The sequence below is a fragment of the Streptomyces lunaelactis genome (genome assembly GCF_003054555.1).
GTDB classification, from domain to species: Bacteria; Actinomycetota; Actinomycetes; order Streptomycetales; family Streptomycetaceae; genus Streptomyces; species Streptomyces lunaelactis.
The window spans coordinates 6,974,549-6,996,780 of the sequence record NZ_CP026304.1 but is presented as its reverse complement, the minus strand read 5'-3'; the positions used below and the strand labels follow the sequence as shown (position 1 = coordinate 6,996,780).

The 22,232-nt window shown below is 69.0% G+C and carries 25 protein-coding genes; 9 read left to right on the top strand and 16 right to left on the bottom strand.

The features are described 5' to 3' along the window. Window positions 1-27: 27 nt before the first annotated feature. The 4 genes from SLUN_RS31980 to SLUN_RS31965 all read right to left on the bottom strand — a co-directional run bounded on the left by SLUN_RS31980 (window position 28) and on the right by SLUN_RS31965 (window position 3,707). Window positions 28-552, bottom strand: coding sequence for an ATP-binding protein (locus tag SLUN_RS31980; RefSeq protein WP_254709838.1), 525 nt, complete (start codon window positions 550-552; stop codon window positions 28-30). Between the two features lie 314 nt (window positions 553-866). Continuing rightward, window positions 867-1,331: a hypothetical protein gene (locus SLUN_RS31975; protein ID WP_108153418.1), complete on the bottom strand. Its 465-nt coding sequence runs from the start codon at window positions 1,329-1,331 to the stop codon at window positions 867-869. Between the two features lie 399 nt (window positions 1,332-1,730). Then, window positions 1,731-2,189 carry a hypothetical protein gene (locus tag SLUN_RS31970; RefSeq protein WP_108153417.1) on the bottom strand — a complete coding sequence of 153 codons (459 nt, stop codon included), beginning with the start codon at window positions 2,187-2,189 and terminating at the stop codon, window positions 1,731-1,733. A 15-nt stretch (window positions 2,190-2,204) separates the two neighbouring features. Next, window positions 2,205-3,707: a restriction endonuclease fold toxin-2 domain-containing protein gene (locus SLUN_RS31965; RefSeq protein ID WP_108153416.1), complete on the bottom strand. Its 1,503-nt coding sequence runs from the start codon at window positions 3,705-3,707 to the stop codon at window positions 2,205-2,207. Window positions 3,708-4,030: 323 nt separating this feature from the next. Between SLUN_RS31965 and SLUN_RS31960 the strand changes: the two genes are divergently transcribed. Further along, on the top strand, window positions 4,031-4,306 hold the full coding sequence (locus tag SLUN_RS31960) for an ATP-binding protein (RefSeq protein WP_306610723.1): 276 nt from the start codon (window positions 4,031-4,033) through the stop codon (window positions 4,304-4,306). A 15-nt stretch (window positions 4,307-4,321) separates the two neighbouring features. Here the strand turns inward: SLUN_RS31960 and SLUN_RS39660 are convergent, their stop codons facing one another. Both SLUN_RS39660 and SLUN_RS31950 read right to left on the bottom strand, forming a co-directional pair. Then, entirely contained in the window at window positions 4,322-5,890 is a 1,569-nt protein-coding gene (locus SLUN_RS39660) for a hypothetical protein (RefSeq protein ID WP_159100364.1), read from the bottom strand. Between the two features lie 79 nt (window positions 5,891-5,969). Beyond that, the gene (locus SLUN_RS31950) at window positions 5,970-6,365 is read right to left on the bottom strand and encodes a fibronectin type III domain-containing protein (RefSeq protein WP_159100363.1); all 396 of its coding nucleotides are present in this window, start codon (window positions 6,363-6,365) and stop codon (window positions 5,970-5,972) included. Between the two features lie 326 nt (window positions 6,366-6,691). Here SLUN_RS31950 and SLUN_RS31945 point away from each other — a divergent pair, with 326 nt between their 5' ends. Further along, window positions 6,692-7,534, top strand: coding sequence for a CAP domain-containing protein (locus tag SLUN_RS31945; protein ID WP_108153413.1), 843 nt, complete (start codon window positions 6,692-6,694; stop codon window positions 7,532-7,534). Window positions 7,535-7,550: 16 nt separating this feature from the next. On the opposite strand, the gene SLUN_RS31940 is transcribed toward SLUN_RS31945, so the two are convergent. The 3 genes from SLUN_RS31940 to SLUN_RS31930 are packed head-to-tail and all read right to left on the bottom strand — an operon-like array spanning window position 7,551 to window position 9,858. After that, a complete protein-coding gene (locus tag SLUN_RS31940; RefSeq protein ID WP_108153412.1) occupies window positions 7,551-8,855 on the bottom strand; it encodes a sensor histidine kinase in 1,305 nt (434 codons plus the stop codon). After that, complete coding sequence (locus SLUN_RS31935) at window positions 8,852-9,544, bottom strand: response regulator transcription factor (protein ID WP_170146628.1); 693 nt, start codon at window positions 9,542-9,544, stop codon at window positions 8,852-8,854. Before SLUN_RS31935 ends, SLUN_RS31940 begins: the two co-directional genes overlap by 4 nt. Before the next feature lie 53 nt (window positions 9,545-9,597). Continuing rightward, window positions 9,598-9,858: a hypothetical protein gene (locus tag SLUN_RS31930; protein ID WP_159100362.1), complete on the bottom strand. Its 261-nt coding sequence runs from the start codon at window positions 9,856-9,858 to the stop codon at window positions 9,598-9,600. On the opposite strand from SLUN_RS31930, the gene SLUN_RS31925 reads away from it, so the two are divergent. The 5 genes from SLUN_RS31925 to SLUN_RS31905 all read left to right on the top strand — a co-directional run bounded on the left by SLUN_RS31925 (window position 9,848) and on the right by SLUN_RS31905 (window position 13,581). Beyond that, on the top strand, window positions 9,848-10,153 hold the full coding sequence (locus SLUN_RS31925; protein ID WP_254709839.1) for a hypothetical protein: 306 nt from the start codon (window positions 9,848-9,850) through the stop codon (window positions 10,151-10,153). The genes SLUN_RS31930 and SLUN_RS31925 overlap by 11 nt on opposite strands. 91 nt (window positions 10,154-10,244) lie before the next feature. Continuing rightward, on the top strand, window positions 10,245-10,637 hold the full coding sequence (locus tag SLUN_RS31920) for a hypothetical protein (protein ID WP_159100361.1): 393 nt from the start codon (window positions 10,245-10,247) through the stop codon (window positions 10,635-10,637). 43 nt (window positions 10,638-10,680) lie between these two features. Then, a complete protein-coding gene (locus SLUN_RS31915; protein ID WP_108153408.1) occupies window positions 10,681-11,280 on the top strand; it encodes a TIGR03086 family metal-binding protein in 600 nt (199 codons plus the stop codon). A gap of 165 nt (window positions 11,281-11,445) precedes the next feature. Further along, window positions 11,446-12,546: a catalase family protein gene (locus tag SLUN_RS31910; protein ID WP_108153407.1), complete on the top strand. Its 1,101-nt coding sequence runs from the start codon at window positions 11,446-11,448 to the stop codon at window positions 12,544-12,546. 168 nt (window positions 12,547-12,714) lie between these two features. Then, complete coding sequence (locus tag SLUN_RS31905) at window positions 12,715-13,581, top strand: chitosanase (protein WP_257153835.1); 867 nt, start codon at window positions 12,715-12,717, stop codon at window positions 13,579-13,581. A gap of 157 nt (window positions 13,582-13,738) precedes the next feature. On the opposite strand, the gene SLUN_RS31900 is transcribed toward SLUN_RS31905, so the two are convergent. From SLUN_RS31900 to SLUN_RS31870, 7 genes are all read right to left on the bottom strand, one after another. Further along, a complete protein-coding gene (locus SLUN_RS31900; RefSeq protein WP_108153406.1) occupies window positions 13,739-15,163 on the bottom strand; it encodes a nucleobase:cation symporter-2 family protein in 1,425 nt (474 codons plus the stop codon). Window positions 15,164-15,392: 229 nt separating this feature from the next. After that, window positions 15,393-16,769, bottom strand: a complete 1,377-nt coding sequence (locus tag SLUN_RS31895) for an 8-oxoguanine deaminase (RefSeq protein WP_108153405.1) — start codon at window positions 16,767-16,769, stop codon at window positions 15,393-15,395. 245 nt (window positions 16,770-17,014) lie between these two features. Further along, the gene (pucL, locus tag SLUN_RS31890; RefSeq protein WP_108153404.1) at window positions 17,015-17,938 is read right to left on the bottom strand and encodes a factor-independent urate hydroxylase; all 924 of its coding nucleotides are present in this window, start codon (window positions 17,936-17,938) and stop codon (window positions 17,015-17,017) included. Window positions 17,939-17,943: 5 nt separating this feature from the next. Continuing rightward, entirely contained in the window at window positions 17,944-18,348 is a 405-nt protein-coding gene (uraH, locus tag SLUN_RS31885; protein ID WP_108153403.1) for a hydroxyisourate hydrolase, read from the bottom strand. Then, complete coding sequence (uraD, locus tag SLUN_RS31880; protein ID WP_170146627.1) at window positions 18,348-18,863, bottom strand: 2-oxo-4-hydroxy-4-carboxy-5-ureidoimidazoline decarboxylase; 516 nt, start codon at window positions 18,861-18,863, stop codon at window positions 18,348-18,350. Before uraD ends, uraH begins: the two co-directional genes overlap by 1 nt. 150 nt (window positions 18,864-19,013) lie before the next feature. Continuing rightward, a complete protein-coding gene (locus tag SLUN_RS31875) occupies window positions 19,014-19,391 on the bottom strand; it encodes a helix-turn-helix domain-containing protein (RefSeq protein ID WP_108153401.1) in 378 nt (125 codons plus the stop codon). Further along, window positions 19,388-19,642, bottom strand: coding sequence for a thiamine-binding protein (locus SLUN_RS31870; protein ID WP_108153400.1), 255 nt, complete (start codon window positions 19,640-19,642; stop codon window positions 19,388-19,390). The genes SLUN_RS31875 and SLUN_RS31870 overlap by 4 nt, the downstream gene beginning before the upstream one ends. Window positions 19,643-19,789: 147 nt before the next feature. On the opposite strand from SLUN_RS31870, the gene SLUN_RS31865 reads away from it, so the two are divergent. Together SLUN_RS31865 and SLUN_RS31860 are read left to right on the top strand one after the other, a co-directional pair. Further along, on the top strand, window positions 19,790-20,854 hold the full coding sequence (locus tag SLUN_RS31865) for a lytic transglycosylase domain-containing protein (protein ID WP_108153399.1): 1,065 nt from the start codon (window positions 19,790-19,792) through the stop codon (window positions 20,852-20,854). 57 nt (window positions 20,855-20,911) lie between these two features. Beyond that, a complete protein-coding gene (locus tag SLUN_RS31860; protein ID WP_108153398.1) occupies window positions 20,912-22,033 on the top strand; it encodes an RNA polymerase sigma factor in 1,122 nt (373 codons plus the stop codon). The last annotated feature ends 199 nt before the right edge of the window (window positions 22,034-22,232 follow it).

The following is a 22,232-nucleotide window of genomic DNA, read 5'->3' as shown; positions in this document are numbered from 1 at the left end:
CGGGCCCGCCCCGATTCACCGGACCCACTACGGGTCGAGCTGATGGTAGGTGCCGGCCGAGGGTGCGTTCGAGCATCCCTTCAGTGAGCGGGCGGCAGGCGCAGCTCCGCCCACATCTGCTTTCCGGGGGCACCCGCGCGGGGTGCGACGCCAGTGGTGGGCGAGTTGGGAGACGAGGTAGAGGCCCCGACCCGATTCTGCGTCGGCGGGTGGGGTGGTGAGGTCTTCGGTAGCGGGGAGTCGCTCAGTTCGGGTGTCGGCGACCTCGACGCGCAGAGCGGTGGCGGTTGCGGTTGCGGTGAGGCGGAGGTGGAAGTCCCGGCCGGGGACGTGTCCGTGGCGCACGGCGTTCGCGATGAGCTCCGCGGCGATGAGGGTGAGCGTTTCGTTCGAGGTGGAGTCGTACGGATAGCCCCAGTCGTCGAGCCGGTGCGAGACGAGCCGACGGGCGAGGCGGGCACCGCGCGGGGTGGAGGTGAACTGCATCGAGAACTCGTCGCTGGGGGTGGGCTGTTGCTGGGGTGCCTCGTGAGGGGTAACTGCTCGGTTCATGCGGCAAACGCTCGCGGTGCGTGCGTACCGTTGACCAGGAGGGACGCGCTGACGGGCAGGGGCTGTACGCGTCCCGGGGCGGGATGTACGCGGCTGGGAGCGTGACCCGCTCGCGGCTGATGCGTTGGCCGCGAGGGGGTGCGATGGCGGGACGGTATTGGAGGTGCGGGCATGGAGGATCAGCGTTCGGGTCCCAAGCACCGAACTCACCCTCTCGTGCCATCAGCTGCCGTCAACCGCAACACAATCGCCGCCGTTCAGTGCCCGTCAGGCGGGGGCGACGGCCGGGCCCTGCCTCCGGAGCGTCGTCGTCCTTACGCCTGGGGCCAGAACCGGACGAGGTAGCGCTCGATGCCGTCGGCGGTGCCGGTCTCCGCGGACAGCCGCTCGGCTTCGTCCCGTCCCGCGCAGCACACCTGGACCTGCCAGGTGCCGCCCTTGTCGGACAGCGTGACGGTCTGGTCCGTACGCCCGAGGCTCATGGAGCAGACCGCCACTTCGCCGCTGGTCGACACGAACTCGGCCTCACCGTGCTCGTCCCACCGCGCCCAGTCCTCTTCGGGCGGGCGGCCGTCCCACACCTCGGCGGTCACGGCGGCGGTGTGCGTGTGCGCGGCGCTGAAGATGTCGACACGTCCGGGAAACGAGGTGAGAAACTGTCCGAACACGCTGTCGTCGGGATACGGCACAGGAAGATCGGCATCATCCGACTCCTGGAGACAGAAACTGTGATAGCCGACGTCGGCCCCGAATCGCAGCCGTCGGATCAGTTCCGCCACGCCAACTCCTCACCATGAGTGGCCATCTGGTCATCCGAGGAGATGGTAGCCGCGCCCCAGAGGTCGATGCCCGAGCCCTGCTCCGTGACGCAGCTCGCATGGCCGGCGTGACGCGAGGGCGGCGGTGTGCCTCGGGGTGTGGCCCGAGGGGACTGCCCGCACTACACCCCGAGAACGGGCCCGAAAGCCCGTGAGCCATCGGCTACGGACAGGACCAAAAGGGCCGTTCGTTCACGGCCCGCTCTCCACCCCGGTCCGCACACGAAACAGGCGCCCAGGCGGACTTCGTGCTCGCTCCTGGCGCCCGCTCGGAGGGAGGGTGTCGGGACTGGGCCGAGGGGTTCCGCAGCCTTTCACGACGGCCGACTCCACAGGAGACGACGCCTCGGCCTTGCTCCGTCACAAACGATCGGTCGAGTCGATGTGCTGCTGGAGCGTCTGAGCGATCTCAGCGACGCTTCCGTGTGGCGGGAGAACCCAATAGGCGTCGTCGCCGTTGTTCAGCGCCAATTCGCTCGTGAAATGGACCAGGTAGGGAGAGGGGACAATCGAGTCCCGCAACCAGGCAGCAAATTGTGCGGCCTCGGCTGCCGATGCTTGCATCACCATGACCGAGCCGATTTCCGGATAGGGGGTTGTCGCCAGCCCTTCCAGCCACACTCCGTCGCCCAGTGGTACTTCGAAGGACAGGGCGTCGGCCGACCGTGGTCCCAGGTCTCCACCCAAGGAGGTAGACGCTCCGGGGAAGGCTTCGGTGATCTTGGCTGCGAGGTCGTCGAGCTGCAGATGCCAGGCCGCAGCGTCGTTGACCGGCGGTGCGAAGCTGAACGTTGTCCTCAGCGCGTCTTGGTCCGTCATCGTGTCTCCGTACTTCTACGGCACGTAGCGTGCGGTGCCTGTTACTCCGCTCATGGCCATCATGCTCTGCCAGTAGGGAGCGGATCGCTGGTCGTTCGTGATGATCTCGAAGCCGCGTATCTCGTCGTTGCGTGGATCGGAGAGCGCTGCACGGTAGCGCGCCATTTCGTTCCCGTCCTTTACGTACATGCCGTCACGGTGCGGGTCGAACTTTACTTTTCCGTTCTCGTCGATCTTGGGCGGGGTCCCGAGGGTCTTGTCGACCTGGTCCAGGTCCCGGAAGGTCTTCTTGCAATCGGGTTCACGCACGTGTTTGGCCTCGATCGCGTATCCGTCCATGGGACGCATGCCGTCGACCATGAGGCCCCTGCCACTCGCTCCGGTTGCCGCGGCGGGCAGTGGCACCTCACGTTCCGGGTAGCCGGCCACACGCATCTGATAGGCGTTGTCCGGGTGGCTCGGGCCGCCGCCGCCGGCAAAGCCTCCGGGCGGCAGGGAGTTGACCCAGGTACGGAATGTGCTCTGTTCGCCAGGGGTAAGGATGCGGGTGGTGCCAGGGGCCGGTGGCAAGGGGTCGCGGTTGAGCGTCGGGTCGTACCCACTGCCCATAGGCACAATGCCAGGTGGCTGGCCAGTGTAGGCGGCAAGTCTCAGTGGCACGGGGATCGGTACACGAATCAGCGGGGGCAGGAAGGGTATGCCGGGCCCGCGAGGGTCGTCCGAGCCGTCGGGCAACTTGACGCGATTCTCCGACACGTCGAGGGCGTGAGCGATATCGCCGAGTTGGTGAATCCATGGATCTTCCAGCACGGCGGCATGGAGACCGCCGTCGTCTCCGTTCCCACCGAACCTCGGGGCATCCCACGGCATTTCGACGTGGAACAGGTCCAGCTTGTTCTGCTGGATCTGCTTCTTGGCGGCTTCGACGTGGTCGGCATACCGGTCGCACGCCTTGGCGAGCTGGTTGCATGCCGCTACCAGATTTGTCACGAGAGGCTCGTCCGGCTGGGCACGCTCGAGCGGGCATGTCCTACCCACGCACATGGTGAAGTAGGTACGGAAGGCATCCGCTGCCTCACCGGAGTGCGCCTTGTCGGCCGTCGATGCGAAGGCCTGGGCATCCTCGAGGAAGCGCAGCATCAGTTTTCCGGCGTGGCGCCACGAGCCGGCCACGTCCCGAATTTTCTCCGGCGACCCACGGAAGCGATCATTCGTTCCGTACTGTTCGAGACCGGATGTCTCACCGACCACCTCGGGCAATTCCCGGCCGAGCCCCAGGTAGTTCTCAGGACAGTCCGCCCCCGGATCCCCCATACCTGCCGTCAAGTCGATCTGTTTGCCCAGGATCGCTGACGCGATGCTGCTCTCTGTGGCCATGAACTCGCGTGCCGTGCGCATCAACCCTCTGCCGGACTCGCCCAACAGATAGGAACTGAAGCCCATCTGGTCGAGTGTGGTTGAGGCGGCGGACTTGTAGACCTTTGCGAAGTCGCGGCCCGCGTCGTCGTCTCCGGCCATCCCCTTCTGCCGATCCAGCTCGTGAGACAGCCCGATCGCGCGGCGGCCCGCTACACCGCCTGACAGTCAGCGCGTCACTGCTGGTCAACGCAGTGAACTACGCGGAAATGTTGGACGCATGAACCCGGCAACCACCCCGCCCGCGAGGCTTGTTAACGATCCCGCCACCACTCACGAGTTCACGATGCGGTTCACCTCGACGGCCCGCGGCGCACGGCTCGCCCGCCGGCTCGTCTCTCCGTCTCCACGAGTGGGGTCACCCGTACGACTCCACCGCCAACGAGACGGTCACGCTGATCGCAGCCGAGCTCGTCGCGAACGCCGTGCGTCACGGGCACGTACCCGGGCGGGACTTCCACCTCTGCCTCGCCGCGAGCCCGGCCGCTCTGCGCATCGACATCACCGAGACTCGCGCCGAGCAGCGGCCCTGTCGCGATCAGGCTCTCCCACTCAGGTCGCTGGAGCAGGAGTCGGGTCGCGGACTGCTCCTGGTCGACGCGCTCGCCGCCGACTGGGGCGTCACCCCGCGTACCGGCGCTCCCGGCGCTCCCGGCGCTCCCGGCAAGACGGGCTGGGCCGTGGTCGCCATCAGGAACTGAGCTACGCCTGATGCGTCAGTCCCGGAGTTCCGCGCGGCAGGACGCCCGCGCCGCATGCGTGTCGGCGGGCGTGGTCCGGACCTGCTCCACCGGCACGAGCAACTTCCGGTCGTGGTCCGCGTCCCAGACCACGACCGCGTCCTGTGTCGTGCCGAACGTGACGTAGGGGCGTCGCGGCTTCAGAATCCCGCCCTGTGTGTTCAGCTCTGTCTCAGGAACCGTCGGTGTCAAGCAGATCCACTCGGGCTCGACGCCAAAATATGATGGTGGCGTGCCTCCGCCCTGACGGGCGACAGCCTTGACCGCGTCTGCGGCGCGCTGAGGAGATTCCAGGCCCAGACTTCCCGCGTTGAGTGCCAACAGGAGGGCCACCACGGCGAAAACCACGGCGCTGAATCGTCCGCCGTGGCGTACCAGATGCCAATGCCGTGCGATGGCCCACGCCGAAGGAACGAGGAGCAGCGCACTCATCGGCGTCAGCAGCTTCAGCGCGGACGCCGCCTGCCAGATCCCCGACACATCCATTTCGCTCGTGCTCAGTCCGAGCTCGTCGCCGTACATCCAGTGCAACAGCCTGCCGGTAACAGCGAGAACCGGCACCAGCACGGCGACCACGGCCGGCCCCACCCAGGCGATGTGCGTGCTGCTCGTCCAGCTCCGGACAAGCAGACTCATACCGACAGCCACGGCCACGAACACGGGCAGCAACAGAGCCTGCGCGCGGGACAGGCCCGAAGCCTCGTCCAGCGACCAGCCAAGGAAGACGCCGACGACATACACGCCGAGCAGGGCGACGAGCAGCCGTCCGATCGTCTCGCCGCCTACCTGCTCCAGCCTTCCGCCGAGCCACCAGGCGATGCAGAAGGACGTCGCCGCACTGACGACCCAGAGCCAGAACACAGGGCCCTGCGTGCCCTTCGCGACCGCCGCCCCGCAGCCGGTGAGGACCACAAGACCCAGAATCTGCGTCAGTCGCCTGTCAAGATCTGCAGTTCTCCGTGCGACAGTCGGCCGTCCGTCCCGGCCGTCCAGTGGGCGTACAGCGACATCGGTACGCGGTGCGTCACGGTGCGGCCAGCCCGTACGTGCCAGGGCCAGGGCCTCTTCAGCCGACCCGAGGACCGTCTCACCGGTGTCGTACCGGCCTGTCCACTCGGTGAGACGCACGGCTCGGCGCCGCCATTGCCGCTGCCGTCGAGCCAGCCAGGTAGACGGCTCTTCGTCGGCTTCGGGCGGACGGTGATCGGTGGTGAGTACGCGCCACCGGGGCAACAGCTCCCTGTCTCTGTCCCATCGCACCGGCATCCGGGGATACATCTCGATCGCCGACACGTCCGCAAGGCGGGCCACCGCCCACTCGGCTTCTCTCTCGGCTCGCGGCGCCGCTCCCCCCACTCGAACCTCGACGGCATAGATTCGGGACAACGGGTCCTCGGTCAGGACTCCGGCCGTCCATCCCGCACCGCGCAGCCCTTCGTCGGTGAAGTCCCATTCTTCCCGGTTCCAAGCCTCCTCTGCGCCTCGCCATTCACCAGGACCGCCCCGCACCTCGACGAGCGTCCAGACCCGCTGCCCACTGCGCACAGGAACCTCCTTCCAGACAGTCGCTTTCGGGTGAGCAGAGGGCACCATACGTATGCCCGGCCACGTCTCGCCCGGCAATTCACTGCGAGCGTCGAACGACGGCCTGAAATCGGTGGGCGCGGTGCTGGGCCCCTTCCCCTCGTACGAGGTGACGCCCATGTCGTCGGCGGCGCGCCCCCAGGACAGGGGCCGCCGCGCGACTCCCCTCGGCCCGGCCGCTCAGCTTCACGGGACGCCAGAGCGCCTTGTGGTCCTCCGGCGTGGGGGCCGGGGTGGTGACGGGCACGGCGGCACTGGGCGCGGAGAGGTCCCCGGCGGAGTCGCTTGCGCGGACGGTGAAGATGTAGGCCGTCGACGGGGACAGCCGGTCGATGTCGACCATGTGCTTGCCGCCCGGCAGCGACGTGACCTTGGCGCCCTGGTGGAACACCTCATACCCAGTAACCGCCTTGTTGTCGGTTGCCTGCTCCCACATGACACGCAGGCCAACGCGGGGAGTGTGGGGGGACGTTGCACGATCAGACCTCCGCGACGGACAGCAATGGTCCAGACCTATACGCCACAGGCTGCGCCTGCCCACAAGCGGGGTGGACCGGACACGTCGCCCCGCGGCCTGCCCGGCGTACCTGGTGGGAGTCTGATGGCTTTCTTATGGCTTCTTGAAGAAGCCCTTTCTCGGGGTCTTTCGACGTTCGGACCGGCTTACGCTCTCGTCAACCCCCCACCGTGATCCCGGTGGGCGCGGCTGCGTCCGCCGGGATCTCGCCTGCTCAGCCGTCTTCCTTCCGAGGTGTTGCACGTATGGGTTCCCGACGAGCCGATGGCCCGAACTCCCGTTCTCACGCCCGCCCCAAGGGCGGGAAGCGGGCACGCAGCGTTGTGCTGGCCCTGGGCGTGATCACCGTCACCGCGGGTGTCGGCGTCACCCTCGCCACAGGCGGCGGGAACGACGGCAAGGCGGCCGGCCAGGTGGAGACGAACGCCGCCGGTGACGTCGCCGGGCAGGGCGAGGACAATGCAGCGGCGGGCAGCGCGTCGCCGATCGCATCGCCTTCGGGGAGCCCGAAGACGGTCGCCTCGACGAGCCCGTCCGCCTCCCTCCCGGCCTCCGCCAAGCCGAAGCGGACGGCGAGTCCCAAGACCGCGCCGAAGCCCACGGTCCAGGCCAGGAGCGGGAGCGGAACGGGTGGGTCCGGAGGTGCTGGCGGTTCAGCCTCGTCCTCCGGCGGTTCCGGTTCCGGCGCGGGGTCGGGGTCCTCGAACGGCGCCGAGGCTCAAGTCCTCACGCTCGTCAACAAAGAGCGCGCGTCCGCCGGTTGTTCGCCGCTCACGTCGAACGCGAAGCTGACCGAGGCCGCGGACGACTACAGCGACGTCATGGCCCGCAGTGGCGTGATGTCCCACACCGGACCCGACGGGTCCACGATGTCCGGCCGCGTCGACGCCGCCGGGTATCTCTGGTCCACGCTGGGCGAGAACATAGCCCGCGGGCAGTCCGATGCGGCCGCCGTCATGGACGCCTGGATGAACAGTCCCGGCCACCGCGCCAACATACTCAACTGCTCGTTCAAGGAGATAGGCATCGGCGTGCACTTCGGGGACGGCGGCCCCTGGTGGACGCAGAACTTCGGCGCAAGCCGGTAGGAGCTGGGAGGACCCGCTACCGCTCCTCGCCCGCCAGCCCGAACGACACCCGCACCCGAGCCCCGCCCATCGGCGCGCGGGTGATCTCCAGCTCCCCGCCCGCCACGCGGGCCGCCCGCGCCACGATGTCCAGGCCGAGGCCCGTGGAGCCGCCGACGCTGACGCCCCGGGTGAGCGCGGCGTCCGGGTCGGCAACGCCGGGACCCGCGTCCTCCACCATCAGCAGCACATGGCGGTCGGTGCGCTCCACGCGTACGGCGAAGGCGGTGCCCTGCGGAGTGTGCCGGAAGACGTTCCCGATCAGCGCGTCCACGACCGCGGCGAGGTCGTCCTCCGGGAACCGTACGGGCGTCGGGCGCGGCGTGAAAGAGCGTTCGTACAGCCGGTCCTGCTGGGTGGCGAGCACCGACCAGAAGTCGAGCCGCATCGCCACCACTTCGGTCACCTCGCTCGGACGGGCGGGCTTTGCCCCGTTAGCCGGGCCGGCGGCCAGCGGGGTGCGGGCGGCGGTGATGATCGAGTCCAGTTCGCCCTCCAGCTGCGTGACGGCCTCCGTGATCCGCCGGGCGCCCGGTGAACCGCCCAGCAGGTCCGCCTCCAGGTACAGCGCGGTCAGCGGGGTCCTGAGCCGGTGCGAGAGGTCGGCGACCATCTCCCGTTCGATGGCGAGCAGTTCCACGACCCGGTCGGCCATGGTGTTGAATGCAGCCCCTGCTTCCTGCAATTCCGGCGGACCGTCCGGTTCCACCCGTATGTCGAGGTTCCCCGATCCCAGGGCCAGCGAGGCACGCTTCAGGCTCCTGGTGGAGCGGACGACCCGGGCGCCCATTCGGTCGGCGACCAGCACCGAGCCACCCACCAGGCCGAGCGCGAGCAGCGACATGACGCCCCAGGAGGCCCCGACGCCCCGGGTCAGATCCCCGGCGGGTACGTAGGCCTCGACGACCGCCACCCGGTTCCGGTCCAGGACGACGGGCTGGAGATAGATCCATCCCTCGTCGGTGTCGAGCGCCAGCGTCTCCCGTTTGCCCACCGCGCGGTCCAGCGCCTCCGGCGGCGCATGCGGAGTGCCGACGAGCCGGCCGTCCGGGAGCCGTACGGCGAGCCGGTCGTCCGAGCCCACGCCCGCGACGGCCTGCTGTACATCGGCCGGCCTGGTGGTCAGGGCGAGTACCGGGGCGAGGGCGGCCGCACGCTGTTCGGCGGCGGTGGTCACCCGGTCCCGGGCCTGTTCGCGTACGAGCAGGGCGAGCGGGATGAGGAAGGACAGCGCGATCATCAGCGTCGCGGCGAGGGAGATCCCGGCGAGGGCACGTCTCATGACGGCGACGCGACCAGCTTGATCCCGATACCGCGCACCGTGTGCAGATAGCGCGGATGAGCGGCCTTTTCCCCCAGCTTCCTGCGCAGTGCCGAGAGGTGGACGTCGACCGTCTGGTCCTCGAGATACGGCTGCTGCCAGACCTCGGCGAGTATGCGCTGCCGGGATATGACCTGGTCGGCGTTGCGCGCGAGGTAGGCGAGCAGGTCGAACTCCCGCCGGGTCAGGGAGAGTTCGCCGCCGTCCAGGTGCACGGTTCGGGCCAGCGGGTCGATCCTGAGACCGGCGACCTGGAGGACCGGCTGCCGGTCGCCGTCGTCCGCGCCAGGCCCGGACCGCCGCAGTACGGCCGCGATCCGGGCGGCGAGCTGGCCGCCCGAGAAGGGCTTGACCATGTAGTCGTCGGCTCCGGCATTGAGGAGCCTGATGATCTCCGTGTCGTCGTCACGGGCCGTAGCGACGAGTACGGGTACGCGTGAGATGCCGCGGATCATCCGCAGCACGTCGAGACCATCCAGGTCGGGGAGTCCGAGGTCGAGTACGACGATGTCGGGCGGGCCCTGGGTGATCTGCCGCAGCGCCTCGAAACCCTGGTGAGCGGTCCTTACCGCGTACCCGTGTCCGGTGAGGACCTCGATCAGCGCGGCCCGGATGACTGGGTCGTCCTCGACGACAAGTACGGAGGCCATGAGCAGGCACGTTAGCGGGTCCGCCAAGATGGTGTCGTGTCCCGGTACCTGCGCTACGTGCTCATCTGGCTGTCCTGCACGGCGGCCAGCGTGACGGCCGTCATGATCACGGTCCATTTCGTGGTGGGCTCGACCAGGCCGACGGCGCCGGTCGCGCAGTCGGCGCCGAAGGATTTCGCCGCCGCCTCGCCGCGGGCCCCGGCGACTCCCAGCGCCTCCCCGAGCCCCGAGCCCACCCCGAGCCGGTCGACGCCCAGGCCGAAGCCGCCCAGGAAGACCGAGAGACCCCCCACAGCGTCGCCCGTGGCCCGCACGACTCCCCCGCCTTCACAGGAGCAGTCCGGGGCGAACTCGGGCGGCGAGGGCTGCGAGGAGGGCGGCTCGGGCGTGCACACCATCACGTCCCAGGGAGGGAAGGCCACCGTGCGCTACGGAAGCGGCGGGGTGTGCCTCATCTCGGCGGTGCCGAACCAGGGCTTCACGGCGAGCACCACACAGAGTGCGCCGGACACTCTGACGGTGACGTTCGCGGGCGACCGGCATCGCTCGGAAATCACGGCATCGACCGTTCCCTCGGACCGGGCCAGCGTGCGGGAGACGTCTTTCTGAGGGCGTCCCGATCTCACGCCGGAGCGCTTCCTCGGGCATCCGGGGAGCTGCCCGCCGGGCGGGTGGGTGCCATCGGCCAGATGCTGGAGACATGCGGCATCCACTGAAGGACAGGAAGTCCGCACACCACCGCGCACCTGGAACGGTCGGGGTGCACATGGACCCCACTCAGGCAGGGGGTCTCGTCTACGAGACGCTGTGCGCGATCTTCACCCCGGCCCTGCTCGGGGCCGGCCGGATCGTCTCGGACGACGGCCCCGCGGTGTCCACCCTGTCCTTCGACGTACGGAAGCAGCGCCTTCTCAGCGAGCCGGTGCTGCTCTCCGAAGCCGTCCCCGCGCTCGCCTACGGTCGCCCGAAGGACGTCGAGCGCCTCGTCCTCGGCCTCCGGGAGCACTTCACCGTGGAGGACAAGGGCTTCCGCAAGCTCGGCCACGGGGACCAGGAGCACCAGCTGGTGATCGGCCCGAAGCGGGGCAGCTGACAGCGGGCGATGAGTTTCGGCGGCGGGTCCGGTCTGCCTCTGTATGGACAACACACAAAACCCCTCCCCAGACCTCCACCCCGCCGCCCGCGCGGTGGCGCAGCTGATCGACGGCGTCGGCGACGAGCGGCTCGGGGATCCGACGCCGTGTCCCAAGTACGCCCTACGGGAGCTGCTGGGCCATCTCGTCGGGCTGTCCACCGCCTTCCGGGACGCCGCGCGGAAGGATCTCGGGCCGACGACCGGGACGGACCCGGGGTCCGTGCTGCCGGTCCTCGATGACGACTGGCGCACCGTGCTTCCGCAGCGGCTGGACGAGCTGGCGGAGGCCTGGCAGACACCGGGCGCGTGGGACGGCGACACGCAGGCGGGGGGTGTCACCTTCCCGGCGGCGATCGCCGGACGGGTCGCCATCAACGAACTCGTCGTCCACGGCTGGGATCTGGCCCGCGCCACCGGGCAGGAGTACGCGCCCGGCGAGGCGAGCCTTCAGGTCTCGTACGAGCTGATGAAGCCGGCCGGGGACGACCCGAGCGGGGACGGGATGTTCGGCCCTGTCGTGGAGGTGCCGGACAGTGCGGCTCTGCTCGACCAGGTCGTCGGGTTCAGCGGGCGTAGGCCCGACTGGCGGCCGGGGGACTGACCTGCCCTAGGCCTGGCCGGCGGACGGCGGACGGCGGCGACTCCGCGATACGACGTGGGGTCCAACACACTCAGTTACATTGTGCACAATTTAATTGCAGGCTACCTTTCTCGTGGGACGTACGCACCGGACAGGCGCGCACGACGCGGCAAAGGAGATCCCGCCATGGAATTCGTCAGGTACGAGACGTACACCCCCGTCGAACGACCCACCTATCAGCAGGAGCTGGACGAGGTGGTGCGCAATGTCGGCCGTCGCACCCGCGATTCCGTCGAGCGGCAGGGGGTCGGCCGCGCGGTCAGGACGGCGCACGGCAAGACGTACGGGCTGATGAAGGCCACGGTCACAGTGGGTGAGCTGCCGGAGTCCTACGCCCAGGGGATCTTCGCCCGGACCGGCGCGTACGACGCGGTCGTCCGCTACTCCAACGGGCTCGGGCATCTGCGGGCCGACTCTCTGCTGGGCGCGGCCTGCGGCATGGGCATAAAGATGTTCGGGGTGCCCGGAGAATCGCTGCTCTCCGACGAGGCCGAGGCGACGACCTTCGACCTCAACCTGATCAACAACAAGGTCTTCTTCGCCAATACCGCGTACGACTACATGGTCATCGAGGAGCTGTTCGGCGAGCTGCCGGACGCGCTGGTGAACCCCGCGCGGCGCAAGTCCTGGATGGGAGAGTTCCTCACCAGGCGCGGGACGCTCAGGACGTCGGACGAGTGGCTGTGGGACGAGCTGTTCGCCATGCTGTCGTTCACCCAGGTTCCTCGGCAGAACCTGCTCTCGTACGCGTACAACAGCATGGGCGCCTTCCGGTACGGCGACCACATCGCCAAGGTGCGGACGGTGCCCGTCTCGCCCGTCGCTCATCTCGCGGTCGATGTGCGCGCGGACGGCGAGGCCTTCCGCAACACGCTGGTGGCGGAGGCCGGTGAGCGGGACCACGGGTTCGAGTTGCAGGTGCAGCTCAACACCGATCTGACGCGGATGCCGGTGGACAACACATCGGTGGAGTGGCCCGAGCAGCTCTCGCCGTGGGTGACCGTCGCACATATCGCCATTCCGCGGCAGGACATCGGGGGCGAGGAAAACCTCGCCGCCGCGGACGGTACGTCGATCACCCCTTGGCGTACGCGCGAGGACCACCGGCCGATCGGCGAGATCCAGCGGGTGCGCGAGGAGGTCTACCGCCGCTCGTCCATCGAACGGCACCGCCTCAACGGACAGCCGCGCGTGGAGCCGGCGAGCAGCTCCGAGCTGCTGGACTGACGTCCTCGCTCAGCCGTCGCGGGGCCGTCCCAGGGCCGTCGCGGGGCTGCCGCAGGACTGTCCCAGGGCTCAACTTCCGCACGCGGAAGGGGTGTACGTCACTCCGGCACTCTGATAGGAAAGCTTCCTAACAGAACACCGGAACGACGAACACCCTATGGAGGCCAGGTGCCAGCCCCCCACATACGTTCGGCTCGACCGCTCAGATTCCTCCCCCGTGTGCTGCTCGGCCTGACGCTGGTCGCCGTACCGGCCACCGCCGTGGCAGCCTCGGCCTCCGAGCCCGCCGGACCGGAGACGGCCGCCGCCGCCCCCGCTCCGGCGGCCGTCGGGCTCGACGATCCGGCGAAGAAGGAAATCGCCATGAAGATCGTGTCCAGCGCGGAGAACTCCTCGCTGGACTGGAAGGCCCAGTACAAGTACATCGAGGACATCGGCGACGGTCGCGGCTACACCGCCGGGATCATCGGCTTCTGTTCCGGCACGCACGACATGCTGGAGCTGGTCGAGCTCTACACCGACCGCAAGCCCGGCAACGTACTCGCCAAGTACCTGCCCGCGCTGCGCGAGGTCGACGGCAGCGACTCGCACGCCGGTCTCGACCCGAACTACACCAAGGACTGGGTGAAGGCGGCCCAGGACTCCGAGTTCAAGAAGGCTCAGAACGACGAGCGCGACCGCGTCTACTTCAACCCGGCCGTCAAGCGGGGCAAGAGCGACGGCATCGGCGTGCTCGGCCAGTTCATCTACTACGACGCCATCGTGATGCACGGCGACGGCGGCGACAGCACCAGCTTCAGCAACATCCGCAAGAGGGCCCTCGCCAAGGCCAAGCCGCCGGCCCAGGGCGGCAACGAGAAGACCTATCTGAACGCCTTCCTCGACGCCCGGGTCTGGGCGATGAAGCAGGAGGAGGCGCACGAGGACACCAGCCGGGTCGACACGGCCCAGCGGGTCTTCGTCAAGAAGAACAACTTCAACCTGAACACGCCGCTGGACTGGAAGGTGTACGGCGACAGCTTCCACATCGACTGACGCCGCACACCCCGTAGTACGACCGAGGCGCGCACGGCACTGGCGGGTGCCGTACGCGCCTCGGTTGCTGCCTTCGCTCCTCGGTTGCTGCCTTCGCGCCCCGGTTGCTGCTCACGCGCCTCGGTTGCTGCCAGGCGGCCATGTCACACAGACGGCATCAGTGCACTGCGGCCTGGGCCGGAATCCCAGTCCCGTCCAGCAGTTGCTCCTCCTCCGAACCCGCCTTCTTCCCAAGGTGGTTGAAGGCCAGGTTGAGGACGATCGCCACGATGCAGCCCGTGGAGATGCCCGAGTCGAGCACGACCAGCGCGTCCTTCGGGAAGGCGTGGTAGAACTCCGGCGCGGCGATCGGGATCAGTCCGATGCCGACGGAGGCCGCGACGATCAGGGCGTTCTCGCCCTTCTCCAGGGCCGCCGAGGCCAGCGTCTGGATGCCGCTGGCTGCGACCGAGCCGAAGAGCACGATGCCCGCGCCGCCGAGTACCGGCAGCGGGACGAGCGCGATCACGGAGGCGGCGACCGGGCACAGGCCCAGCAGGATCAGGATGCCGCCGCCCGCTGCGACGACGAACCGGCTCCGTACCTTCGTCATCGCCACCAGGCCGATGTTCTGCGCGAAGGCGCTGCACATGAAGCCGTTGAAGAGCGGGCTGATGGCGCTGCCGAGGGTGTCGGCGCGCAGTCCGCCCTCGATGGTCCGCTCGTCCGCCGGCCGGTCGACGATCTTGCCGAGTGCGAGCATGTCGGCGGTGGACTCGGTCATGCAGACCAGCATCACGATGCACATCGAGACGATCGCGGCGATCTCGAACTGCGGGGCGCCGAAGTGGAACGGCGTGGGGAAGCCGACCAGATCGGCGTTCTTCATGGCGTCGAAACTGGTCATCCCCAGCGGTACGGCGATGACCGTGCCCGCGACAAGTCCGAGCAGGATGGCGATCTGCTGCAGGAAGCCGCGCAGAATCTTGCGCAGGGCGAGCACGATCACCAGGGTGAGGGCCGCCATGCCGATGTTCTTCATCGAACCGTAGTCGGAGGCCGTGGAGTTGCCGCCCTGCGACCAGTTGAAGGCCACCGGGAGCAGCGAGACACCGATCAAGGTGATGACGGTGCCGGTGACGACGGGCGGGAAGAAGCGGACCAGCTTCGAGAAGTACGGCGTGAGGACGAAGCCCAGCACGCTGGCGACGATGATCGCGCCGAAGATGACGGTGATGCCGTCCGCTCCCCGGTCCTTGCCGATGGCGATCATCGGAGTGACACCGGCGAACGAGACTCCGTTGACGAACGGGAGCCTGGCGCCGACCTTCCAGAAGCCGAGGGTCTGAAGGAGGGTGGCTATGCCGGCCGTGAAGAGGCTCGCGCCCATCAGGAAGGCGGTTTCCTTGGCGCTGAGGCCCACGGCGGGCCCCACGATCATGGGCGGGGCCACCACGCCGGCGTACATCGCGGCCACATGCTGAAGGCCGCTGGTGAACATCTTCAGAGGAGGCAGGGTCTCATCGACCGGGTGCGTCCCCTCCGGTACTTCGACTTCCGGTACTGCGACTGCATCTTTCGGAAACCTGGGCTGTGCGGCCACGGGTAGTTCCTCCGGTCGGGTACACGTCGGCGGTGACGTGGGTATCAGGGAGGTGGTGCGAATCGTGCAGCGGTGAGCCCGGCTTCTGGGGTGTGAAGACACGAGTCACCGTCCCGGGGGGTGCGGCACCGATTGCGGTGCCGCACCTCCCGGTGACGGCTGCCATGGACCCCGCTCGGGTCCATGGCCGCCGGTCGAGGGCCGTCCCCCTCGACCGGACTTCTTCTGGTCAGCCCTGGGCGGCGATCCGCGCCAGGCGCTGTGCCTCGTCCCGCGCGGAGCGGGCGATGGCGTCCTCGTCCACCGTGGTCAGGTGGTTGTCCTCGACGACGGTCTTGCCGTTGACGAGGGAGAGCGTGACGGGAGCTGCCGCGCCGAAGACGAGCGCGATCACCGGGTCGGCGATCGAGGAGTGTGCGAGCGTGTCCAGCTTCCACAGCACCAGGTCGGCGAGCTTGCCGGCCTCGATGGAGCCGATCTGGTCGGCACGGCCGAGGACCTGGGCGCCGCCGTACGTACCGAGGCGCAGCGCCTGGCGCGCATTGAGAGCGGCTTCGCGGTGGGGGCCGAGCCGGTTGATGAGGAGCGCGTTGCGCAGCTCGGTGTGCAGCTCGCCCGACTCGTTGGAGGCGGTGCCGTCGACGCCGAGGCCGACCGGCACGCCGGCCTTCAGCATGTCCGGGACGCGGGCGATACCGGCGGCCAGGCGGGCGTTGGACGACGGGCAGTGCGCGACGCCCGTGCCCGTACGGGCGAAGGCGGCGATGTCCGAGTCGTTCATATGGACGCAGTGGGCCATCCATACGTCCGAACCGAGCCAGCCGGTCGACTCGAAGTAGTCGGTCGGGCCCATCCCGAAGAGCTCCTTGCAGAACTCCTCCTCCTCGACGGTCTCCGAACCGTGGGTGTGCAGCCGCACGCCCTTGCGGCGGGCCAGCTCGGCGCCCTGACTGAGCAGGTCGGTGGAGACGGAGAAGGGGGAGCACGGCGCGACGGCGATCTGGGTCATCGCGTCGAAGGAGGCGTCGTGGTGCTTGTCGATGGTCGCCTCGGTGGCGGCGAGCGCGCCTTCGAGGGACTCGACGGCGAAGTCCGGCGGCAGGCCGCCGTCCGAGGTGCCACGGTCCATGGAGCCGCGGGCGAGGGTGAAGCGGACACCCATCTCGCTCGCCGCGCCGATGATCGCGCCGGACAGGTCGCCTGAGCCCTGCGGGTAGACGTAGTGGTGGTCCATCGCGGTGGTGACACCGCCGCGGGCCATCATGGCGAGGGAGCCCTGCGCGGCGGCGCGGGCCATCGGCTCGTCGAGACGCGCCCACGTCGGGTAGAGCGCCACCAGCCAGTTGAAGAGGTTGTGGTCGGTGGCCAGACCGCGGGTGATCCACTGGTAGAAGTGGTGGTGCGTGTTGACCAGGCCGGGGGTGACGAGGTGGCCGGTGCCGTCGATGCGGCGGACGACGTTCTCCAGGCCTGCGGGTGCGGTGCCCGCTCCCACGGACTCGATCCGGTTGTCCGCGACGACGACATAACCCGATGCGTACTCGGTGTCGTTAGCGTCCACGGTCGCGATGGCACAGTTCTCGATGACGATGCGCGAAGCCGCCATGGCGGTTCCTCGTTCTTCCACTCGGATGTACGGACCCGGGGGCCGAGCGGGGTGACGACCGAGTCCGTGCTGCACGTACGACCGCATCATCGCGGACCTTCGCGATCATCGCGGACCTGCGCGCAGGTGTTGCGCAGATGCCCCCGCTCACCTCCGGGCTCTCCGGAACGGGACTGCCGTCCCGGAGGGTGACGCCGGCGCGCGCGTCAGAGGTTGTCGAGGCTGTCGCCCTCGGGGGGCGACGGTCAGAGGTTGGTCATGTCGACCGGGATCTTCGGCTCGATGCCGTCCCGCAGGACGGTCGCCTCGATCAGGCCGTACGGCCGGTCGGCCGCGAAGTAGACCTCGTTGTCGTTCTTGAGCCCGAACGGCTCGAGGTCGACCAGGAAGTGGTGGTTGTTCGGCAGCGAGAAGCGGATCTCGTCGATCTCGCTCCGGCTGTTGATCACCCGCGAACCCATTTGGTACAGGGTCTGCTGCAGCGAGAGGGAGTACGTCTCGGCGAAGGCCTGCAGGATGTGCTTCCTGGCCTGATCGTACGACTTCTCCCAGTTGGGCATCCGGTTTCCGTCGCTGGTCCAGTTGTAACGCCAGGCGGCGGCGACGTCGGTGCACAGGATGCGGTCGTACGCCTCCTTCAGCGTCGTGTACTTGTCCTTGACGTAACCCCAGAACTCCGAGTTGGTGGAGTTCATGACGGTGAGGTCCTTGAGACCGGAGATGACCTCCCACGTCTCACCGTCGAAGGTGATCTGGGTGGTGCGCAGCTCCTGGCCCTTGCGGGCGAAGGAGTGGTTGACCTCGTCCGAGCCGATGAACTTGGAATTGGCGTCGGAGGTGGCGATCCGCTCCCAGGAGTACTCCTGGATGCGGATGCGCGCCCGGTGGATCGGCTCCTGCGTGGTCACGAAGTGACGGGCGAGGTGGATGCCGAACTGCTCGGCCGACTCGATGCCGTACTCCTTGGCGAACGCGTACACCGTGTTCTTGGTGGTGTCGGTCGGCAGGACGTTGGCGTTGGAGCCGGAGTAGTGGACGTCGTCCATGTCGCCGGAGAGGGCGACGGAGACGTTGAGGTCCTTGATGTGGTGGGTGTCGCCGTCCCGCGTGATCTTGACGACGCGGTTCTCTGCTTTGCCGTACTGGTTCTGGCCGAGAATCGTGGGCATGTCTGCTAGCTCCCTCGGTAAACGGAGTAGCCGAACGGGTTGAGCAGCAGCGGTACGTGAAAGTGCTCGCCCGGCCGGACGGCGAAAGTGATCGCCACCTCCGGGAAGAACGCACCGCTGTCCCTTACGCGGGGGGCGTCCTGCTGCGCCTCGGCTTGCTTCTTCGAACTGTGCTCATTCAAGAAGTACGTCTCGGTCTCGAAGTCGAGGCGTACGTGGGTGGTGCCCTCCGGCAGCGCCGGCAGGTCCTTGCAGCGCCCGTCCGCGTCGGTCGCGGAGCCGCCGAGCGCCACCCAGTCGCCGTCGAAGCCGCTACGGGCCGACAGCGAGATGGCGACACCCCCGGCGGGGCGTCCGACGCTGGTGTCCAGAATGTGCGTGGACACCGACGCGGTGGTCTCGGTACTCATCAGTCCTGGTCCTCTTCTGCGAGACGGGTCAGCCGGATGCGGTTGATCTTCCCGAGTTCGGTGCGCACGATCTCGCGCTCCTGCTCGGGCGAGTTCCCGATCCGGGTCCTCATCGCGTCGCGCATCTGCTCACCTGTGGAGCCGGTGGCGCAGATCAGAAAGACATGTCCGAACCGGTCCTGGTATGCCAGGTTCAGTTCGAGCATCTCGGCCTTGAGCTCCTCCGAGGCACCGGCCATGCCCCGCTGTTCGCGGGACGAGGTCGGGTCACCCGGCTTCGGCCGGCCGATCGGCGGGTGCCCCGCCATCGCCTCGGCCAGATCCTCGTCGCTCAGCTCGGCCATGGCGGCGTCGCTTGCGTCGAAGAGGGCTTCCACGGTGGCGTACGGGCGCTGGGCGAGAAGCTTGCTCCCCCACGCCGAACTGGCACACACCTCGTGCAGGGCGGCCAGCGCCGCACTGTCCTGTGAGGTGTTGAACCGGGCGAGGCCCGGTGTCGTCGGACTCGAAGTCACGGGAGCCTCCGTGGCTGTTTTTCGCTGTGCGTTGGACGGGCTGCGGACAGCTAACGCCCTCCGGCAACATTGCGTCAACACTTTGTTGAAAACTCGGCAACACGAAAGCCGTCGCCCGGACACCGGACGACGGCTCGCGACTGCGCGTGCTCAGCTGTCCTTGGCGGCGTTTTCCCTGTTCAGATAGTTGTAGACGGTGAAGCGGCTGACCCCCAGGGCGCCGGCCACCGTCTCCACGCCGTGCCGTACGGAGAAGGCGCCCCGCGCCTCCAGGGTCCGTACGACCAACTGCTTCGTCTTGCGGTCCAGCTCCGCCAGGGGCATGCCGTGCCGCCGCTCCATCGCGGCCAGAATGTGGTCCAGCGAGTCCGAGAGCTGCGGGAGCCGTACGGCGAGTACGTCCTCGCCCTCCCAGGCGAGCACCACATCGTCGGGGTCGGCCTGGTCCGGCCTGAGTATCTCCGCGCCCATCGCGTCGACCAGCGGCTTCACGGCGCTGACCAGGGGGTGGTCTCCGGGCTCGGTCACTTCTCCCCCTCCCCGATCACATTCACCTGCAACGAGACCCGCGTGGCACCGGCCTCCAGGGACCGGCGCAGCAGCGCGTCCACGGCTGTGAGCACCGCGTCCGCGCTGCCTTCCGCGGTGTTGCCGAACGGGCCTACGTCCACGGCGTCCAGCTCGGCCGCCTGGATGACCTCGCGGGCGACCACCGCGTGGGCGGGCGCCTCGTCAAGGTCGAAGGGTTCGGTGGTGAACTCCACCCGCAATCGCTCCATGCCCCCACGTTAGCCGCGCGCTCGCGCGCCGTCGTCGGCCCTCCCGGCACGGAAAAGGTACGACTCCCTGCGACGGACCTGCGCCGGTGCCGCGTAGAGCAGGTGAAGAAACGCCGCGCAACAGCCGCACTGGGAGGGGTCTGCATCATGACAGGACGCAAGCGCGGAGGTGTCAAGGCGACAGCGGTCGTTACGGCGGCCATGGCGGCACTGACCGCCTCGCAGGCCCCGGGACCGACGGCACGCGCCTCGGCTCCGGCGAAGACTCACCCGGCCCCGCCGGGTCCGAGCGTCTCCGGCGACACCCCTTACCGCACCGAGTTTCCGCCGCTGAGGACGCGCGGAGCGGCAGGCGGCACCGAAAGCGCGGAGGGCTCCGGCGGACCGGTCGGCGGCGCGTTGCCGGCCACCGTCCTGGCCGCGTACCTGCACGCCGAGGAGGGACTCGCGGACAGCAGGCCAGACTGCTGGCTGCGCTGGCAGCTGCTTGCCGCGATCGGCCAGGTCGAGTCCGGGCAGGCGCACGGCGGCCGGGTGACCGCGGACGGCACGACGCTCACACCGATCCTCGGCCCGCGGCTCGACGGCAACGGGTTCGCCGCCATCAGGGACACCGACAGCGGGGTGTACGACGGGGACGTCGCGTACGACCGTGCCGTCGGCCCGATGCAGTTCATCCCGTCAACCTGGGCCGCCTGGGGCTCCGACGGCAACGGCGACGGACACCGCGATCCGGGCAACATCTACGACGCGTCCCTCGCAGCGGGGCGCTATCTGTGCGCGGGCGGGCGGGATCTGTCCGACGCGGCGGACCTGGACCGCGCGATCCTCGGCTACAACCACTCCACTGCGTATGTGCGCACGGTCAGGGCATGGTTCGCGTACTACCTGGAAGGTCACCGGGTCGTGCCGGACAACGGTTCCGGACCGGCCGTCCGCCCGAAGCCGAAGCCGTCGGACACGTCTCGGCATCCGGTCTCCTCCGCAGCTCCTGCCCGCCCGGGCGACCGGGACGGCGGACCCAAGTCCTCCCCGACGCCCACCTCTTCACCCTCGCCTTCCAAGAGTGCGGGCGGCGGCGCGGAACCGGAAGCGCCGCTGCTTCCGGTCCCGAGCCCCATTGCCGGGCTGCCCGGCGTCGGTGCGTTGACCAGCAACGGAAAGGACTCGATGCGCGCCTCCCCCTCCACAACCCCCGCTACCGGGCGGTAATCTCCCCCGCGCCGGGCAAGCACCGTGTCCGGCCGGGGTGAGAGCGAAGGGGCCCTCATGACGACGGACACGCAAGGGGCGCACGAGCGGTGGCAGCGCGCGTGGGCCCACCGCGAGCAGCTTCTCAAGGTGGCCCGCCGCAGGTCCATGAGCCTGGAGGACGCCGAGGACGCCGTGCACGAGGCGATGCTGCGTGCTGCCGAGAACCCTCATCTGGACGAGGAACGGCTGGGCGCCTGGCTGACGACGGTGACGATGCGGCTGTGCGTGGACCGCTACCGGCAGGTCAACCGTGAGACCGAGGTGCGCAGCAGCCCCAGGCTGCTCGCACCGGTCCCGGTGCCGGTGGAGGAGGCGGTCTGCGACCGGGCCGAGGCGAAATGGCTGGCGCGCCGGAGCGGGGAGCTGCCGGCCCGCCAGGCCGAGGCGCTGTGGCTCAAGGCCGAGGATCTGGACGTGGACCAGGTCGCCACGAAGATGGGGCTGAGCTACCGGACGGTCGAGTCACTGCTGGCGCGGGCTCGCCGGACGCTGCGCAATTCGCTGGCCGGAACGCTGGGGCTGGCGCTGTGGCTGATCGGACGTGGCCGCCCGCGGGGCGGGAACGCGCAGGCGGTGGCGGTGGCTTCGACCGCGGCGACGCTGGCGGTCGCGGGCCTGATCCTGCCGTACGCCCATGACGGGGACGGGCCGCACCGATCGCGCCCGGCGGTCCCTGCCGTCTCGGAGTTCACGGACGTGCAATCGCCGACGGCGGGTGGCGTGGCGCCGGCCCCCGGCAGCAGCACGGATGCCGGTCAGGGTGCCGGCACGGCCGGGACGCAGCGGTACGGCGGCCCGGGGCTCATCGTGCCCCCGCTGCCTGCGCTGCCGGACCTGCCGCTACCCGCGCCCGACATGCCGGACATTCCCAATGTAACGGCTGTGCCGGCGGTCCCTGTCCCGGACCTGACCGCCGTGCCCGACCTCACGTCCGCACCGGACCTGCCCGCCGTACCGGATCTGCCCGCCGTACCCGACCTCACGTCCGCACCGGACCTGCCCGCCGTACCGGATCTGCCCGCCGTACCCGACCTGCCTGCGGCGTCGGAGCTGCCGTCCGTGCCCCTGCTGCGGCAGCCGCTCCCCACGGAGCCGGAGGCGAACGCATCCGTGCCGCAGGTGCTCCCGAACCGCTAAGCGGTGTCGGGGAAGTCCGGGTGGGTGAAGGTGGGGGCACCCCCGTGCCCGCAGGGCTACGGGGGAGGGTCGAGGGCCGAGTCTGGCAAGGCGGAGGAAGGAGTCCACGCGGAGCGTCGGCGACTGACGACAACGCAGCCAGGCGACAGCCATCGGCCCGCGACGCCGCCCGGACTTCCCCGGGGCCGCTTAGGCCCTG

What these genes read in the sequence shown, in the direction of transcription:
- SLUN_RS31980 (WP_254709838.1), bottom strand. Translation starts at nt 552, where the DNA reads ATGAACCGAGCAGTTACCCCTCACGAGGCACCCCAGCAACAGCCCACC.
- SLUN_RS31970 (WP_108153417.1), bottom strand. Translation starts at nt 2,189, where the DNA reads ATGACGGACCAAGACGCGCTGAGGACAACGTTCAGCTTCGCACCGCCG.
- SLUN_RS31965 (WP_108153416.1), bottom strand. Translation starts at nt 3,707, where the DNA reads ATGGCCGGAGACGACGACGCGGGCCGCGACTTCGCAAAGGTCTACAAG.
- SLUN_RS31950 (WP_159100363.1), bottom strand. Translation starts at nt 6,365, where the DNA reads ATGTGGGAGCAGGCAACCGACAACAAGGCGGTTACTGGGTATGAGGTG.
- SLUN_RS31945 (WP_108153413.1), top strand. Translation starts at nt 6,692, where the DNA reads ATGGGTTCCCGACGAGCCGATGGCCCGAACTCCCGTTCTCACGCCCGC.
- SLUN_RS31940 (WP_108153412.1), bottom strand. Translation starts at nt 8,855, where the DNA reads ATGAGACGTGCCCTCGCCGGGATCTCCCTCGCCGCGACGCTGATGATC.
- SLUN_RS31935 (WP_170146628.1), bottom strand. Translation starts at nt 9,544, where the DNA reads ATGGCCTCCGTACTTGTCGTCGAGGACGACCCAGTCATCCGGGCCGCG.
- SLUN_RS31920 (WP_159100361.1), top strand. Translation starts at nt 10,245, where the DNA reads ATGCGGCATCCACTGAAGGACAGGAAGTCCGCACACCACCGCGCACCT.
- SLUN_RS31915 (WP_108153408.1), top strand. Translation starts at nt 10,681, where the DNA reads ATGGACAACACACAAAACCCCTCCCCAGACCTCCACCCCGCCGCCCGC.
- SLUN_RS31910 (WP_108153407.1), top strand. Translation starts at nt 11,446, where the DNA reads ATGGAATTCGTCAGGTACGAGACGTACACCCCCGTCGAACGACCCACC.
- SLUN_RS31895 (WP_108153405.1), bottom strand. Translation starts at nt 16,769, where the DNA reads ATGGCGGCTTCGCGCATCGTCATCGAGAACTGTGCCATCGCGACCGTG.
- pucL (WP_108153404.1), bottom strand. Translation starts at nt 17,938, where the DNA reads ATGCCCACGATTCTCGGCCAGAACCAGTACGGCAAAGCAGAGAACCGC.
- uraH (WP_108153403.1), bottom strand. Translation starts at nt 18,348, where the DNA reads ATGAGTACCGAGACCACCGCGTCGGTGTCCACGCACATTCTGGACACC.
- SLUN_RS31870 (WP_108153400.1), bottom strand. Translation starts at nt 19,642, where the DNA reads ATGGAGCGATTGCGGGTGGAGTTCACCACCGAACCCTTCGACCTTGAC.
- SLUN_RS31865 (WP_108153399.1), top strand. Translation starts at nt 19,790, where the DNA reads ATGACAGGACGCAAGCGCGGAGGTGTCAAGGCGACAGCGGTCGTTACG.
- SLUN_RS31860 (WP_108153398.1), top strand. Translation starts at nt 20,912, where the DNA reads ATGACGACGGACACGCAAGGGGCGCACGAGCGGTGGCAGCGCGCGTGG.